General features: G+C 71.1%; 13 protein-coding genes and 1 riboswitch. Of the genes, 8 read left to right on the top strand and 5 right to left on the bottom strand.

What is annotated here, in order from left to right:
- The 4 genes from P3102_RS24690 to P3102_RS24675 form a co-directional block, all read right to left on the bottom strand.
- On the bottom strand, positions 1–879 hold the full coding sequence (locus P3102_RS24690; protein WP_276362145.1) for a branched-chain amino acid ABC transporter permease: 879 nt from the start codon (positions 877–879) through the stop codon (positions 1–3).
- 11 nt (positions 880–890) lie between these two features.
- Positions 891–1,595, bottom strand: a complete 705-nt coding sequence (locus P3102_RS24685; RefSeq protein WP_276362143.1) for an ABC transporter ATP-binding protein — start codon at positions 1,593–1,595, stop codon at positions 891–893.
- Positions 1,582–2,331, bottom strand: coding sequence for an ABC transporter ATP-binding protein (locus tag P3102_RS24680; protein WP_276371337.1), 750 nt, complete (start codon positions 2,329–2,331; stop codon positions 1,582–1,584). The genes P3102_RS24685 and P3102_RS24680 overlap by 14 nt, the downstream gene beginning before the upstream one ends.
- An 80-nt stretch (positions 2,332–2,411) precedes the next feature.
- On the bottom strand, positions 2,412–3,269 hold the full coding sequence (locus P3102_RS24675) for an alpha/beta hydrolase (RefSeq protein WP_276362142.1): 858 nt from the start codon (positions 3,267–3,269) through the stop codon (positions 2,412–2,414).
- Between the two features lie 140 nt (positions 3,270–3,409).
- Here P3102_RS24675 and P3102_RS24670 point away from each other — a divergent pair, with 140 nt between their 5' ends.
- Positions 3,410–4,006, top strand: coding sequence for a QsdR family transcriptional regulator (locus tag P3102_RS24670; RefSeq protein WP_276362140.1), 597 nt, complete (start codon positions 3,410–3,412; stop codon positions 4,004–4,006).
- 48 nt (positions 4,007–4,054) lie between these two features.
- Positions 4,055–6,421 (top strand): LuxR family transcriptional regulator, encoded by a 2,367-nt coding sequence (locus tag P3102_RS24665; RefSeq protein ID WP_276362138.1) that lies wholly within the window; start codon positions 4,055–4,057, stop codon positions 6,419–6,421.
- A 71-nt stretch (positions 6,422–6,492) separates the two neighbouring features.
- Here P3102_RS24665 and P3102_RS24660 read toward each other — a convergent pair whose 3' ends face one another.
- Positions 6,493–7,500 (bottom strand): prenyltransferase/squalene oxidase repeat-containing protein, encoded by a 1,008-nt coding sequence (locus P3102_RS24660; protein ID WP_276362137.1) that lies wholly within the window; start codon positions 7,498–7,500, stop codon positions 6,493–6,495.
- A gap of 185 nt (positions 7,501–7,685) precedes the next feature.
- Positions 7,686–7,753, top strand: a riboswitch (cobalamin riboswitch).
- A 98-nt stretch (positions 7,754–7,851) separates the two neighbouring features.
- Here P3102_RS24660 and P3102_RS24655 point away from each other — a divergent pair.
- From P3102_RS24655 to P3102_RS24630, 6 genes are read left to right on the top strand one after another with little or no spacing between them, the layout of a single operon-like run.
- Entirely contained in the window at positions 7,852–10,569 is a 2,718-nt protein-coding gene (locus P3102_RS24655) for a hypothetical protein (RefSeq protein ID WP_276362135.1), read from the top strand.
- Positions 10,566–11,135 (top strand): flagellar hook-length control protein FliK, encoded by a 570-nt coding sequence (locus tag P3102_RS24650; protein ID WP_276362133.1) that lies wholly within the window; start codon positions 10,566–10,568, stop codon positions 11,133–11,135. The genes P3102_RS24655 and P3102_RS24650 overlap by 4 nt, the downstream gene beginning before the upstream one ends.
- Before the next feature lie 17 nt (positions 11,136–11,152).
- Entirely contained in the window at positions 11,153–12,070 is a 918-nt protein-coding gene (locus P3102_RS24645) for an ABC transporter substrate-binding protein (RefSeq protein ID WP_276362132.1), read from the top strand.
- Entirely contained in the window at positions 12,067–13,194 is a 1,128-nt protein-coding gene (locus tag P3102_RS24640) for a CbiQ family ECF transporter T component (RefSeq protein ID WP_276362130.1), read from the top strand. The genes P3102_RS24645 and P3102_RS24640 overlap by 4 nt, the downstream gene beginning before the upstream one ends.
- Complete coding sequence (locus P3102_RS24635) at positions 13,191–14,786, top strand: ABC transporter ATP-binding protein (RefSeq protein WP_276362128.1); 1,596 nt, start codon at positions 13,191–13,193, stop codon at positions 14,784–14,786. The genes P3102_RS24640 and P3102_RS24635 overlap by 4 nt, the downstream gene beginning before the upstream one ends.
- Complete coding sequence (locus tag P3102_RS24630) at positions 14,783–15,616, top strand: ECF transporter S component (RefSeq protein WP_276362127.1); 834 nt, start codon at positions 14,783–14,785, stop codon at positions 15,614–15,616. Before P3102_RS24635 ends, P3102_RS24630 begins: the two co-directional genes overlap by 4 nt.
- Positions 15,617–15,748 lie beyond the last annotated feature (132 nt).

Here is a 15,748-nt window from a genome sequence, read left to right as displayed (position 1 = left end):
TCAGACCCTCCGTTCACGGACGCCGGCGAACAGGCCGCCGGGTTTGAGCAGCAGCACCACCATGAGCAGCACCAGCGCGGCGAGCGGTACCAGTTCCGCGCCGACGTAGCCGCTCACCAGGCTCAACGACAGGCCGAGGACGACGCCGCCGACGACCGCGCCGGCCGGGCTGTCCAGCCCGCCGAGCACCGCGGCGACGAAGCCGTACACCACCACGCCGTCCAGATAGGACGGATGGACGAGCCCGCCGCCGGCGATCAGCAAGCCCGACAGCGAACCGGTGAGCGCGGCCAGCGCCCAGCCGAGGGTGAGCATCCGCCCGACCCGCACACCGAGCAGGCGGGCCACTTCCCGGTCGAACGCCGCCGCCCGCATCCGCAGGCCCAGATCGGTACCGCGGAACAGCACCACGAGCCCGATCAGCACCACGCCGACGGCGGCGATGGTGAACACCCCGAACCCGGTCAGCGCGATCGTCGTGTCGCCGACCCGGAACCCGGTGAGCCCGAACGGCGCCGGGAACGACCGGTACCGTGAGCCGAACACCAGTGCCGCCAGCGCGTGCAGCACGATGAACAACCCCAGGGTGAGGATCACGGCGTTGAGCTCGGCCTTGCCGTCGACGAACCGGACGACGAACCGTTCCACCAGCGCGCCGAGCACGAGGCCCGAGACCAGGGCCACGGCGAAACCGGCCCAGTACGACCAGCCCGCGTCGATCAGGACCAGCGCCAGGTAGGTGGTGATCACCGCCATCGGCGCCTGCGCGAAGTTCACGATCCGCGTCGCCCGCCAGATCAGCACCAGCGCCAGCGCGAACGCGGCGTACACCGCGCCCAGTGTCAGGCCGGTGAGCGCGGTGGTGAGCAGTTGCTGCACAGGGCTTCCTTTCAGAATCCGAGGTAGGCGTGCCGGAGGCCGTCGTCCGCGACGAGCGCGGCCGCGTCGCGCCGGACGACGACCTCGCCGAGGTTGAGCACGACGCCGTGGTCGGCGATGGACAACGCGCTGCGCGCGTTCTGTTCGACCAGGACGACGGCCAGTCCTTCGTCGTGGACGAGGCCGCGCAGCAGGCCGAAGATCCGCGCCACGATGCGGGGCGCGAGCCCCAGTGACGGCTCGTCGAGCAGCAGCACCTTCGGCCGGGAAAGCAGTGCGCGGCCGATGACCAGCATCTGCCGTTCCCCGCCGGAAAGGACGTGCGCGAGACCGTTCTTGCGGTCGGCGAGCGCCGGGAAGAGGTCGTAGATCCGGCGGAGATCGGCCGCCTTCGCGCGGCCGCGGGCCCCGAGCGCGCCGAGGCGCAGGTTCTCTTCGACGGTCAGTTGGGCCAGTACACCGCGGCCTTCGGGCACATGCGCGAGCCCGAGCGCCGGAAGGTCCTCTGTGGACAGTCTTCGCAGATCCCGTCCCGCGAGCGACACCTTGCCACCTGTCGGCCGGACGAGCCCGGAGATGGTCCGCAGCAAGGTGGTCTTGCCCGCGCCGTTCGCGCCGAGCACCGCGGTGATCTCGCCTTCCGCGGCCGAAAGACTCACGGAATCGAGCGCGCGCACCGGGCCGTAGCTCGCCGAAAGGTGCTCAACGGTCAGCATCGGCCACCTCCTCGCCGAGGTAGGCGGCCTGGACCGCCGGATCCGCGCGGATCTGGTCCGGTGTCCCGTGAGCGATGACCCTGCCGAAGTCCAGCACCACGATCTCGTCGCAGACGCCCATCACCAGATCCATGTGGTGCTCCACGAGCAGCACCGACATGCGTTCGGTCGACCCGCGAACCAGTGCGCCGACCTCGTCGATCTCCGCCGACGACAGGCCGCCCGCCGGTTCGTCCAGCAGCAGCAGATCCGGTTCGGCCGCCAGCGCTCGCGCCAGCGCGATCCTTTTCCGTACCGGATAGGGGAGACCGACGGGAGAACGCTGCGCCAGGTCGGCGATGCCGAACTCGGTCAACCGCGCCATCGCCCGCTCGGTCAGTGCCTTCTCGGTCTTCGTCATGCCCAGCAACGAAGTCCAGAAGCCGGATTTCGCATGCCTTCCCGCGCCCACGAGCACGTTCTCCAGCACGGTCATCCGGTCGAACAGGCCGAGCTCCTGCAGGCTGCGGGCGATGCCGAGGCCGGCGAGGTGATGCGGACGCAACCGCCGCAGTTCCGTGCCGCGCCAGGCCAGCGTGCCGGCGTCCGGGCGGACGAAACCGCACGCGACGTTGAACAGCGTGGTCTTGCCCGCCCCGTTCGGGCCGATCACGCCGAGCACCCGGCCGGGTGCGACGCTCAGGGAGACGTCCGACAGCGCGACGAGACCACCGAAGGTCACCGACACGCCGGACATCTCGAAGGTCGACAGGGTCACGCAAGAACTCCCAACGGAGAGAGGAGGTCCCGGCGCGGGCGCGCCGGGAACCAAGACGCTCAGGCGTGCGGACACGTGTCCCGGTAGTCGCTGATCGTGCGGTCGTCCGGGGCGGGGCAGAGGAACCGCTCGTAGCGGGTGTCGTTGTCCACGAACCGCTTCAGCCACGAGATCGTGTACTTGGCCATGGTCGTGTTCGCGGTGTTCGGGAAGAAGTGGCTCGCGTTGTCCAGTTCCATGTACGCCTTCTCCGACGAAGCGGGAATGCTGGTGTAGAACGGGATCGAATGCGACGCGACCGGCGCGACCGAATCGGATTCGCCGCCGATGACGAACGTCGGCACCCGCAGTGAGGACCACGACTTCTGGGTGTTCCATGCCGCGAGCGGCACCGCCGCCTGCAGCGAAGGCCGGTCCTGTGCCGCTTCGAGCGAACCGCCGCCGCCCATCGAGTGGCCCGCCACCGCGAGCCGGGTGGTGTCGACGCGGGAGCGGACCGTGCTGCGCTGGGTCAGGTAGTCGAGCGCGGCCAGCAGCTGGTCACCGCGGCTGTCGGGCTGGTCGTAGATCGTGGTGGTGTCGATCGTGAACACCACGAAGCCCTGCGACGCCAGCCGCGGGCCGATCCACGCGATACTCGACTGGGTCGCGGTGAATCCCGGCGAGATGGCGACCGCGCCGAACGTGCCCTGGGCGGTGCTGGTGGGGTAGTGGATGGTGCCGCCGCCAAATCCGGTGACGGCCAGGCTCGAAACGGAGGTCTGCGACACCGCGAACGAGCCACGGGAGGCTTCGATGCTGCTCTCCGTCGGGTCCGGGCCCCGTTCGTAGGGATTCTCGGCGGCGTAGGCCGTGGGAGCGATAGTGAGTGCCGCGACGGTGGCCAGTCCACAAAGGATCCGGGTCGTACTACGCATGTTGCCCTCTCCGTTCGCCGGTGAACACGGTCCGTGGTGAGGGACTGTGGCAAACGGCCGGAGCGGGCTGCATCGGTGAAATCGCCAGTCTTGCTCCGCGACCGTCCCCGCCGGGCGGGTCGCCCGTACGATCGGCGATCGTGAATCCCGCAGCCGAGGACATAGTCCGCACAGCGGCCCGGTGGATCGATCGCGGCCTCCGCGTCGACACCTCCGCTTTCGCCCAGGACCTCGGCATCTCGCGCAGTACCCTGTTCCGCCGCGTCGGCAACCGGGAAGACCTGCTCGGTGATGCCCTCTACTACCTGTCCGAGCGCACCCTGACGGCCGCCGTGCGCACCTGGGAGCGCGAAGAGGGCGACGTGGTGCGCAACGCGGCCGGTGAACTGCGCTGTCTGTCGATCATGCGCGAGTACCGGTCCGCTCTGGCGGCGAGCGCCGGCTTCCGGCGCTTTCTCGACGACGAGCCGGTGCTGGCGATCCGGCTGCTCACCGACCCGGACGGACGCGTCCAGCCGAGGGTGATCGCGGCCCACGTCGAGCTGCTTCGCCGCGACGTCGAGGATGGCGGCTTTCTGCCCGCGGTCGGCCTGGACAGCCTCTGTTACGCCATCGTGCGGCTGGGAGAGGCGTTCCTGTACTCCGACGTCCTCGCCTCCCGGACCCCCGATCTCGAAGCGGCGTCGACACTGCTCGGAGCCCTCGTGGAAGGACGGGTGCCGAGCAGAACCTTGTGAAACACTTGCGCCTGGTGTTTCATCGAGAGGGAGTTCGAGGAGGCGCCGATGCCGGTGTACCCGCTGCGGGGCAGGGACGACCTCTTCGGCGGGCTGCGGTCGGCCGCCGGCCGTGCCGTGCTGGTCCACGGCACGGAAGGGCTCGGCAAATCGGCCCTGCTCGCCACGCTGCGCGCCACCCTCGGCGTCCGTCTCGTCGGGGTGCGGGGCCTGCGGGCCGAAAGCACGCTGCCGTATGGCGCCCTGCATCGGATGTTCGGCGCGCCCGTCTCCAGCGGCGCGGAGGCCAGGGACCGGCTCGGCGCCGTCTCGGCGCCGACGATCTGCTGGGTGGACGACGCGCAGTGGGTCGATCCGGAATCCTTGGCGGCCCTGGGTTTCGCGGGCAGGCGGCTGGCCGGTGCCCCGGTCGGCATGGTGCTCGCCTCGCGATCGGGGTCCGACGAGTTCGACACCGTCGAGTTGCCGCCGTTGCCCGAATCCGCCGCCGACCTGGTGCTGCGCGATCACGGCGTACCGGCCGGGGTGCGCCCGCAGCTGATCGAACTGGGCAACGGGAACCCCGCCGATCTCGTCGCGCTGGCGGCTTCGCTGACTCCCGCGCAGGCGGCGGGGCGGGAGCCGGTGTCGCCGATCCTGCGGGAGCGGTTGTCTCGTCACGCGGCCGAGCTCGCCGCGATGGCGTTCGACGAACGACTGCGGTTTCTCGCCACCTGCATGGACTCGTCCGCGAGGAAGGCGACGTGGTACGCGGCGGCGGCACCGGCCGACCGCAGGGCGGCGCACGCGCGGCTGGTCTCCGCCGAGGAAGGGCCGGACGCGCTCTGGCATCGCGCGATGGCGGCCGTCACGCCGTCCGCGCCACTCGCCGACGCGCTCGCCACCGCACCGGCGGTGGATCACGCGGCCGCGGCGCGGCAGCTCGAACGCGCCGCCGCACTGACCGCCGATCCGGCCACGCGGGCGGACCGGTTGCTGGCCGCGGCGGACGCGGCCTGGCAGGCGGGCAGACCGGGATGGGCGCGGCTCCTGCTGTCCAAAGTGGACTTCGAACCGGGCGCGGTGGCGTTGCTGCACGGGGAGATCGAGCTGCGCGACGGGGATCCCGCCGTCGCCACGCACGAACTCGGCACGGCGGCGGAACTGCTGCCCGATCCGGCCGCCGCGCTCCTGCTGGCGGGTGAGGCGCGGCGGCTCGGCGGTGATCTGAGCGGCTACCGCGCGCTCGCGCGGACGGTCCCCGCCGGCCGGGGACTGGCCTTCTCGCATTTCCGCGGACTGACGTCGGTCTACGCCGGACGGCACGAGGACGCCGTCATCCCCCTGAACGACGCCGTCGGCCGAGGGATGGCCGGGGCGGACGTCGCCGGAGCCGTCTGGGCCGCCGAAGCGGCCTTCGCCCGCGGGCATGCCGAACGAGCGCACGAATACGCGGCCGCCGCCGTGAGCCGCGCGCGGCTCGGCGAACGGCACGCGGAACTGCCGTGGGCGTTGATCTACCTGTCGCTTTCGGCCATCGCGCTCGACCGGCTCCCGTGCGCGCGAGCGGCGTCCCGCGACGGTCTGCACGCGCCCCACAACCTGCGGATGGAGCATCTGACGTTGCTGGGGCTGGCCGCCGCGCTCCTCGGCGACCGCGTACCGGAGCTGGGCGAGGCCACCGAAGGCATCGCCGAACGCGGTCTCGGCAGGCCCGCCGCCGTCGCCGCGTGGGCGAACGCCTGTCTGGACCTGGCCGAAGACCGGCCCGACGACGCGCTGAGCAGGCTCGAAGATCTCGCTTCCGGCGTCTCCGGCGACCAGCCGGTGATCCGGGTGCTGGCCACTCCGCAACTCGTCGAGGCCGCTGTCGGTTCGGGGCGTTCCGAGCGGGCATTGGCCGCGCTGAAGGTGTTCGACCGCTGGACCCTGGCCGGAGCGGAACCGTGCTGGCTCGCGCTGAGCCACCGCTGTCATGCGCTGACCGCGCCGGATCCGGAGACCGCGGAACGGCGTTTCCGGCTGGCCATCGACGCGCACCGGCGGGCGGGTGGTGCGGTGGAACTCGCCAGGACCCGGTTCGCCTACGCCACCCTGCTGCGCCGTCACCGGCGGACCAGGGACGCGCGCGACCAGTTCCGCGATGCCTTGCGCGGCTTCGAAAACGTCGGCGCCAAGCGCTTCGCCGAACGGACCCGCGCCGGCCTGCGCGCCACCGGCGAGACCGTCGACGCGCCGTACCGCTCGCTCGCCGGGCTCACGCCGCAGCAGGACGCCATCACCCGGCTGGTGGCGGTGGGGGAGACGAACAAGGAGATCGCGCGGCGGCTGGTGATCAGCCACCGGACGGTGGATCACCACCTGCGGAACATCTTCACCGCACTGGGCGTCCGGTCCCGGGTGGAACTCGCGCGCCGCGTCGCCACCGGCGAATGACGAACTCGCGTGCTCAGAGCCGTAACACGTGAGTTACGCCTCTGAGCACGCGAATCGCGCGCGGCGTCACGTCACGGGCAGGCGAGGACCGGGGCCTGCGGACGGCCACCGCCGTGCAGGTCGCTCAGCGGAACCCTGGTCAGGCCGAGGATCGCCTGCGCGGTCGCGCGCGGGGCGGTCGCCGGGTTCAGGCCGGTGGCGTCGTAGGCGATCGCGCCGCGGTCCGCCTCGGCGCCGGCGCAGCCGGTGTGCAGTGACCGCAGGAATTCCCGCGCCTTGACCGCGGCGGCGGGACGGTGACCGGCCAGCGCTTCGGCGGCGAGGCCGGTGCTGTTGGCGTTCGGCGCGTTCGTGCCGAAACCGAAGCCGCCGTTCGCGTGCTGTGCGGTGACCAGCCACGCGGTGCCCTCGTGGGCGTTCACCGCGTCACCGGTGGCGCGCAGAGCCTGCACGACCGTCGCGGTCGCGTCGACGTCGCTCGTGCACGTCGCTTCGCCGAAATTCTGCGGGAAACCGCCGTCCGGGCACTGGCTGCCCGCCAGGAACGCCGCGGCCGGCGCGGGGGCGCCGCCGGGGGCGCGGTCCAGCGCCAGCAGGGCGAGCGACTGCGTGAGGGTGTTGGAGTAGTCGCCGTATTCGGAGCGGTCGGAGAACCGGCCGGACGGCGTGAGCAGCGAGAGCAGGCCCGCTTTCAGGTCGACACCGCCGAACGAAGCCGGATCCTTGCCCCGGATCTGCGCGGCGAGCAGCAGTTTCGCGTGTGCGCCCGCGTAGGCCTCGGAGCCACTGCCGACGTAGCCGGCGGTGATCTCCGGTTTCGCCAGCCACGCGATCGCCTTGCCCGCGTTCGTGTCCGACACCCCGGCCGCGGCGAACGCGAAGATCGCGTCGATCGTCAAACCCTGGTCGGGGAACTTCTGGCCGCCGAAGTCGGCCTCGAACCTTTCCCCGTCGACCATCTGCCTGGCGAGCCAGCCCGCCGCGGCGTCCGCCTTGTTCCGGGTGGCCGCGGTCGCCGCCGGAGCGGCGAGCAGTCCGATGCCGCACAGCATGGCGACAGCGAAAACCAAACGTCTCATGAAAACCCTTCCCCCTGAAAGCGCGATGAACGCCCGAAGACTCTCATCCCGGTCGGTTCCCCGGGTACCGCCGGGCGCGAAGGGCCGATGTGATCCTGGCGACCGACCTGGTCAGCGGTGTCTCCCGGAGGTGATCGGGTGTTAACCTCGGCTGGCTCGACAACTGAACACCGCCGCCCGTGACGGGGAAGCCGGTCGAAATCCGGCGCTGTCGCGCAACCGTGGGCCCTGTACCAGGGCGAGCCGGGGTACCGCACGGGCGGATGAACGAATCACCGAACCACTGTCGCGATCAACAGGGGTGACTGCGGCGTCCCGCGCCTGTCCTCCGTCATGCCGCAAGGAGGACTCATGCGCCGCGGATACCTGGCCGCAGTGGCGTTCGCCGTCAGCGTGGGCGTGGTCGCCGCACTGCTCACCGGAACGGCCACCGCCGCGAACGACCCCGACGCGGCGAAGGCGAACTCCCGCTGGCTCGCGACGAAGCTGAAGCCGGACGGCACCTTCGAGAACCCCGCCGGCGGCACACTGCCCGACCACGGCCTGATGCTCGACGCGCTCTTCGCGATGTACGCCGCGGGCGAAGGCCGGCGCGCCGAGCCGATCATGAAGTTCCTCGACGAGCAGGGCCACGCCACCGACTACTTCACCTGGGACGGGCTCGTCCCCGGCGCCGGTTACGACCAGATCGTCGTCGGCGGCTCGCTGGCCAAGACACTGGTCGCCGCCCAGGTCTCCGGCCGGAACCCGCGGGACTTCGACGGCCACGACCTGGTCGCCGAGACCCAGGCCGCGATCATGCGCACGGGGCCGGACAAGGGCCGGGTCAGCGATTATTCGAAGAACCCCGAGGTCACCGGCGATGTGCTCAACAACGCGAACATGTTCGGCCAGGCGCTCGGCGTGATCGGGCTCGCCGCGGCCGGCGTGAACGATCGCCTCGCCGTCGACAAGCTGTTGACCCAGCAGTGTTCCGAGGGCTACTTCCGCGTTTTCTTCCAACTCATCGAGACGACCGAGACGGGCGATCACGTCACCCCGGACGGCCACAAGATCTCGTCGTGCGACGAAGGCAAGCCGCTCGGCCTGTCCCCGACCGACGGTGACGCCACCGGTCTCGCGCTCTCGGCGCTGGTGGCCGCCCGGAAGGCGGGCGCGACCGGCCTCGACGCCCCGATCGCCAAAACGGTCTCGTGGCTCACCGCGAATCAGGCCGCCGGTGGCGGCTGGGGTGGCGGTGTCGGCACCGAAGCCCCGAACAGCAACAGCACCGGATTGATCGTCCAGGCGCTCGCCGACGTCGGCGGCGCGACCGCGGCGGTGGACAAGGGCGTGCGGTACCTCAAATCCGCGCAGGCGAACGCCGCGGCCGACGCGGGCAACCGGCTCGCGGGCGACCTCGGGGCGATCGCCTACCACCCCGCCGCCTACGAGGCCGCGCGCACCTCGGGGATCAGCGGGCTCGACACCTGGATCCGCGCGGGCGCCCAGGCCTCGCTCGGCTTGGCGCAGGTCGGCTTCTACTCGCTCGCCAAGGACGGCGGACAGCCGCCGACCAGCAGCGCCTCGGAAACGCCGTCGGAAACGGGGTCGCCCACCAGCACCCCGACTTCGACCACGAGTGATCCGGCGCCGACCGGCACCACGACGACCACGATGACCACGACCACGACGACCACCACCACGACCACGACGTCGGTGACGCCGACGCCCGCAACGTCCTCGTCGACCAGCGGCCCCGCGCCGAGCACGGTCACCGTCACGAGCACCTTGCCCGGGGCCGCGCCGCGGGAGAACAGACCCGCTCCGAAAATTACGACACCCACGACAGCCACGACACCCACGACACCGAAGCCCAAGAAGGCCGCCACGCCAAGGATTTCCACCGGTGCCAGGGTCTCGCCACGGACCGCGATCGCCACCCCGGTCACGGGGACACCGGCTTCCCGTCTCGGTACCTACCTGGCGAACCGGCTCGCCGGCGGCGACCACGTCGAGGTCACCGAGGACGGCAAGACCTACGTCGACTACGGCGCCACCGCCGATCTGGTACTGGCCTTGCGGGCACTGGACCAGCGCCCGGACGCGGTCGCCCGAGCGTCGCGGTTCCTGCTGACACCGGAAGCCGTGCGGGCTTACGCCCACGGCGCGCCGTACGAACAGAGCGGTGCGTCCTACGCCGAACCGCTCGCGAAGCTCGTGCTCGTCGCCGAATTCGCCAAGGCGGAGGTCGCCGGGCAGTTGCGCGCCGATCTGGTGAAGCTGCGCGGCGCCGACGGCGAGTTCACCGACACCGGCTCGTTCGCCGACGCCGACGAGACCGTGGAGCGGCACGCGTGGGCGGTGCTCGCCACCGCCGCCGACCCCGGTCCCGCGGTCGAACTGCTCCTTTCGCGCCAGTGCGCCGACGGAACCTTTCCGAAGCACCTCGACACCGCGGAGTGCGGTTCCGGCGACCTGAGGGCGACCGCCGCCGCGGTCACCGCGCTGGCCGCCCGCCCGCACACCGACGCCGCGCCTTCGACCCGGCGCCCGGACGGCTGGAGCGAGCGACGTGTGTCGGCGTTCGTCTCCGCGGTGGGCGCGCTCGGCGTCCGGCCGACCGGCGAGGGCATGGTGACCGGCGAAGGCGGCGAGCCGGATGTCGCGCTGAGTGCCGCCGTCGCCGCCGCGCGGCAGGTCGCCGGCCTCGACGCGACCGGAACCGCGCGGTCACTGGGCAGACTGATCCAGGCTGACGGCGGATTCGCCAAGGGATCCGTCGCGGCGAGCGACGGCAAGACCGATTTCCCGACCGGTCTGGCCGCCGCGCAAGGGGTCGCGGGCCGATCGTGGCTCGCCGCCGCCGATTCGCCGTTGTCACCCGCGATCCGGCTCCCGCTGTCCGAGGCGCGGTCCGCCGACGCCGCCACGTCCGGCACGCAGGTGCTGGCCGCGGCCCAGTCCGACGCCCAGCCGCGATGGCTGCTCTGGGGGCTCGCCGGACTGGCCGTACTGCTGCTGCTCACCGCCATCGCACTCGTCTTCGTCCTACGCCGCTTCATCGAGAAAAAGGGGGCAACACCATGAAGAGACTGTTCGCCGTGACGTCCGTCCTCATCGGACTGATCGGGCTTTCCGCCGCACCCGCGAACGCGGTCGACACCACCAAGGGGTACGACGGCGTCTGCACCGGCGCCGACGCGACCACCGGGGTCACCGTCGTGGTCGATTTCCAGGAGCTGGACGGCAATGGCGGGACCGCCGCGCCGACGATCACCCGCTGCTCGCCCAACGCGGCTCCGGGCACCGCTCGCACGGGGATCAAGGCCTTGCAGGACGCGGGAATCGCGGTCGCCGGAACCGCCCGCTGGGGGCTCGGTTTCGTCTGCCGCCTGGAAGGCCGCCCGGCCGCGACGGAGACCCTCCCGCTGTCGACCAAGCCGAACTACAAGGAGGCGTGCGTCACCACCCCGCCCGCGGGCGCGTACTGGGGTTACTGGCACGCCGACGGTTCCGGTTCCGCTTGGACCTACAGCAGCACCGGGGCGCTCAACCGCACCGTGACCCCCGGTGGCTTCGAGGGCTGGTCGTTCTCGCTGAACAAGTCGGCGGCGACCAATCCGCCGCCCGGTGTCACGCCGACCGCCCCGTGAGGAGGGTTCTCGGCGTGGTGGCGGTGATCTTTCTGATCGCCGCCACGGCGCCGTCCGCGCACGCCGTCGACCAGGGCAAGGGGTATCCCGGGTTCTGCAGGGACGGCAACGGGGTCACCGTGGTGGTGGACTTCCAGCGACTCGGCGGCACGACCATCGTGCGCTGCAATCCGCAGACCACCCGGGGCACCGGGCTGGACGCGCTCAAGGGCGCCGGTTTCCAGATCGCCGGGGTGCAGCGCTGGGGTGAGTCGTTCATCTGCCGGATCGAGAACCGCCCTTCGGTGACCGAGAACGTCCCGATCACCGGCCGCGAGAAGTACCGGGAGCGGTGTGTCGAGACGCCCCCGGCGCAGGCCTACTGGTCCTACTGGAACGCCTCGAACAACTGCGCGTGGGACTACAGCCAGTGGGGCGTCAAGAACCGTGACTTCATCCCTGGTGGTTTCGAAGGCTGGTCGTTCTCCTTGAACGCCACGACCGACGACAACCCGGTGCCGCGGATCGCCGCGGTGCGGCCGGGCACCGAAAGCCGGCCGTGCGTGCCGCGCGAGGAGGCCGAGCCGGTCACCGGAGACCCCGGCGAACGACAGCAGCCACCGCCGCCCGGGAACGGTCGACCGGCCGACGGTCCGCAACCGACGACCGGCCCGGAAACCGGTGCGGGAGAGGTCCTGGCGGCGGGGCCCAGCTCCGGCGCGCTGCCGCCGCCCAAGCCGCGTCCGAGCGCGTCGGCCCGGCCGAAGGCGAAGGACCCGTCGTCGAACGTCGCGTTCACCGGCGGTGAGAACGCCGAGGATGTCCACGCGCTGATCGAACGCGAGTCCGGGGCCGGCGACTGGGCGCCCTGGGCCGCCGGCGGTGCCGTACTGGCATTGTGCGTGGCGGGGTTCCTGATGGCACGCAGACGCAAACGCGCGCAAGGAGTTCGATGACGTCCTACTTCCTGCCGCGCGACCTGCATCCGGCCGCCTGGTGGGTGTGGGCGCTGGGGCTCGCCGTCGCGGCGACCCGCACGACGAACCCGTGGCTGCTGCTGACCATCGTGGCCGTCGCGGGGTACGTCGTCGTGGCCCGGCGTAGTGAAGCGCCGTGGGCCCTGGCCTTCCGGCTCTACCTGTACCTCGGCGTGTTCATCGTCGCGATCCGCGTGTTCTTCCGTGTCGTGTTCGGCGGCGCCGAGGGGGCCACGATCCTCCTGCGGCTGCCCGAGATCCCGTTGCCGGAATGGGCGGCGGGTATCCGGCTCTTCGGCGACGTGTCCGCGGAATCGTTGCTTGGCGGGCTCTACGACGGGATGCGGCTGGCGGCGATGGTGATCTGCCTCGGCGCGGCCAACGCGCTCGCGAACCCGAAACGCCTGCTCAAGGCGATGCCGCCGGCGTTGTACGAGGTGGGCACGGCGGTGATCGTCGCGCTGTCGGTGTTCCCGCAGCTCGCCGAAAGCGTGCTGCGGGTCCGGCGGGCACGCAGACTGCGCGGCGGCTCGGGCAAGAAGAAGATGAAGGTCCTGCACACCGTCCTCATCCCGGTGCTGGAGGACGCGCTTTCCCGTTCACTGCAGCTCGCCGCGTCGATGGACTCACGCGGCTACGGCCGCGCGGGACTGGTCGCGGCGCGAACGAGGCTGCTCACGGGCACGCTGATGATCACCGGCCTGCTCGGTGTCTGCGTCGGCGTTTATGCCACTTTGGACGGTTCTACGCCCCGGTACCTCGCCGCGCCGGTGCTTTCGGCGGGAGTGGTGATCGGGCTGATCGGGTTCTGGTCGGCGGGCAAGCGGGTGCGGCGCACCCGCTACCGGCCGGATCGCTGGCGCCCGCCGGAAATCGTCGTCGCCGTCAGCGGGATCGGCGTCGCGGCGATCCTGTTCGCGACGTCCGAGGTGAATCCGATGAACCTGAACCCGTCGTTGCTCGGCCTGTCCTGGCCGTCGCTGTCGTGGGGGCCGCTGCTCGGCGTCCTGATCGGCGTGCTGCCCGCGTTCCTGACCCCGGTACCCGAACCTCCCTACGCCGCACTCGAAGAGACAGTGCTCGAAAAAGAAGTGCACGCATGATCGAACTCGACCACGTTTCCTTCACCTATCACGGCCGTACCGAACCGGTGCTCGCCGACGTGACACTGTCCATCGGTGAAGGCGAACTCGTGCTGTTCGCGGGCCGGACGGGAGCGGGCAAGTCGACGCTGCTCGGCACGATCAACGGTCTCGTCCCGCATTTCACCGGCGGCCACCTCGAAGGGACGGTCTCCGTCGACGGTGTCACGACGCGATCCCGGCCGCCGCGCGAGTTCGCGCACCTGGTCGGTGTCGTCGGCCAGGACCCGCTCGCGGGTTTCGTCACCGACACCGTCGAGGACGAACTCGCGTACGGCATGGAACAACTCGGCCTGAGCCCGCAGGTGATGCGTCGCCGGGTGGAAGAGACCCTCGATCTCCTCGGCATCGCCGAACTGCGCAGACGCGCGCTGCGGACGTTGTCCGGTGGGCAGCAGCAACGGGTGGCGATCGGTTCGGTGCTGACCACGCACCCCAAGGTGCTGGTGCTGGACGAGCCGACGTCGGCGCTGGACCCGACCGCGGCCGAGGAGGTGCTGGCGACGCTGGCCAGACTGGTGGAGGACCTCGGCACCACGGTGCTGATGGCCGAACACCGGATGGAACGCGTGATCCCCTTCGCGGACCGGATGATCCACGTCCCGGGCACCGGGAAGGTGCTCGACGGGACGCCGCCGGAGGTGTTGCGGGACATGCCCATCGCACCGCCGATCGTCCACTTGGGACGGTTGGCGGGCTGGGATCCGCTGCCGATGTCGGTGCGTGACGCCCGGCGGCGCGCGTCGTCGCTGGCTCTCGGCACCCCACCCGCGCGAAGCACGACCGACGGCGAAGAGTTGCTGACCGCGTCGGGGGTCGTCGTGCGGTACGGGCCGAAGGTCGCGGTGCGGGAGGTCGACCTGACCCTGCGCGCCGGCGAGGTGCTGGCGATGATGGGGCGCAACGGTTCCGGCAAGTCGTCGCTGCTGTGGGCGGTGCAGGGCTCCGGCCCCCGGCAGGGTGGCGAGGTGACCGTCGAGGGCAAGGATCCGAAGACGCTGGGCAGTGCCGCGGCCCGCGCGCTCGTCGGCATGGTGCCGCAGACCGCCAGTGACCTGCTGTACCTGCAGACCGTCGCCGCCGAATGCGAGGCCGCCGACGCGGAATCGGGTGCCGAACCGGGGGATTGCCGGGAGCTGCTCGACAGGCTCGCTCCCGGCATCGATCCCGCGTCGCATCCCCGCGACCTCTCGGAGGGCCAGCGGCTCGCGCTCGTGCTCGCGGTGCAGTTGTCCGCCGCGCCGCGGATCATGCTGCTGGACGAACCGACCCGCGGCCTCGACTACACCGCGAAGTCGGCGCTGGCGCGGATGATCGCGTCGCTGACCGCCGAGGGCAAGGCGGTCGTCGTGGCCACCCACGACGTCGAGTTCGTCGCGACGATCGCGCACCGCGTGCTCGTGATGGCGGAAGGGGAGGTCGTCTCCGACGGCCCGACCGGCGAGGTGCTCGGCGGTTCGCCGGCGTTCGCCACGCAGATCGCCAAGATCCTCGGCGAACCCTGGCTCACCGTCGAAGAGGTCCGATCGGCGCTGCCGCAGGAGGTCCCGTGAAGACGTCGCCCGCGATCCGGCTCGGGCCGCGTTCGGCGACGGTGCTCGGGCTCGCGTCGCTCGCGGGACTGATGATGTTCCTCTGGCCGCTTCTGGTCCGCGTCGAACCGCAGTCGATGCAGCACGGCCCGGACGCGCCGTTCGTGTTCCTCGGGATCCTCCCGATCCTGATCGTCATCGTGCTGGCCGAACTGTCCGAAGGGGGTATGGATTCCAAGGCCCTCGCGATGCTCGGCGTGCTTTCGGCGGTGAACGCGGCCCTGCGGCCCCTCGGCGCGGGGACCGCGGGTATCGAGACCGTGTTCTTCCTGCTGGTGCTGGCCGGGCGGGTGTTCGGGCCCGGTTTCGGTTTCGTGCTGGGCTGTACGTCGATGTTCGCCTCGGCGCTGCTGACCGCCGGGGTGGGACCGTGGCTGCCGTTCCAGATGCTGTGCTCGGCGTGGATCGGGATGGGGGCGGGACTGCTGCCGCGCCGTGTCACCGGCAAGGCCGAGATCGCGATGCTGGTCGCCTTCGGGATCTTCGTCGCGTACGTGTTCGGATTCCTGATGAACCTGTGGTTCTGGCCGTTCATCACCGACGCCGAAGTGCCGTACCACGACGGGCACATCTCGTACGTCCCCGGCGCTCCGGTGCTGGAGAACCTGCACCGGTTCGCCGTGTTCACGCTGCTGACGTCGACGGCGGGGTGGGACACGGGGCGCGCGATCACCAACGCGGTGGCGATCCTGGTGCTGGGACCCGCCGTACTCGCGACGCTGCGCCGGGCTTCGCGGAAGGCGTCCTTCGGGGTGATTCCTTCGTTCACCGACGTCCCACCCCGCATTTAGTCACCTGCTTGCGGGATTCCCGGCGCGGGACTTCGCGCTCCCGCGCTGATCGAGGCCCACGCCGCTCGTCCGGACGGCGGACGGGCCGGGCCGTGTTCGACGACCTGCTCGCCGGAGTGCCCCGATTCTCGT

The sequence above is a fragment of the Amycolatopsis sp. QT-25 genome (assembly GCF_029369745.1).
Lineage (GTDB): Bacteria > Actinomycetota > Actinomycetes > Mycobacteriales > Pseudonocardiaceae > Amycolatopsis.
Note: the sequence above shows the minus strand (reverse complement) of the source record. Positions and strands in the feature narration are given on the sequence as shown.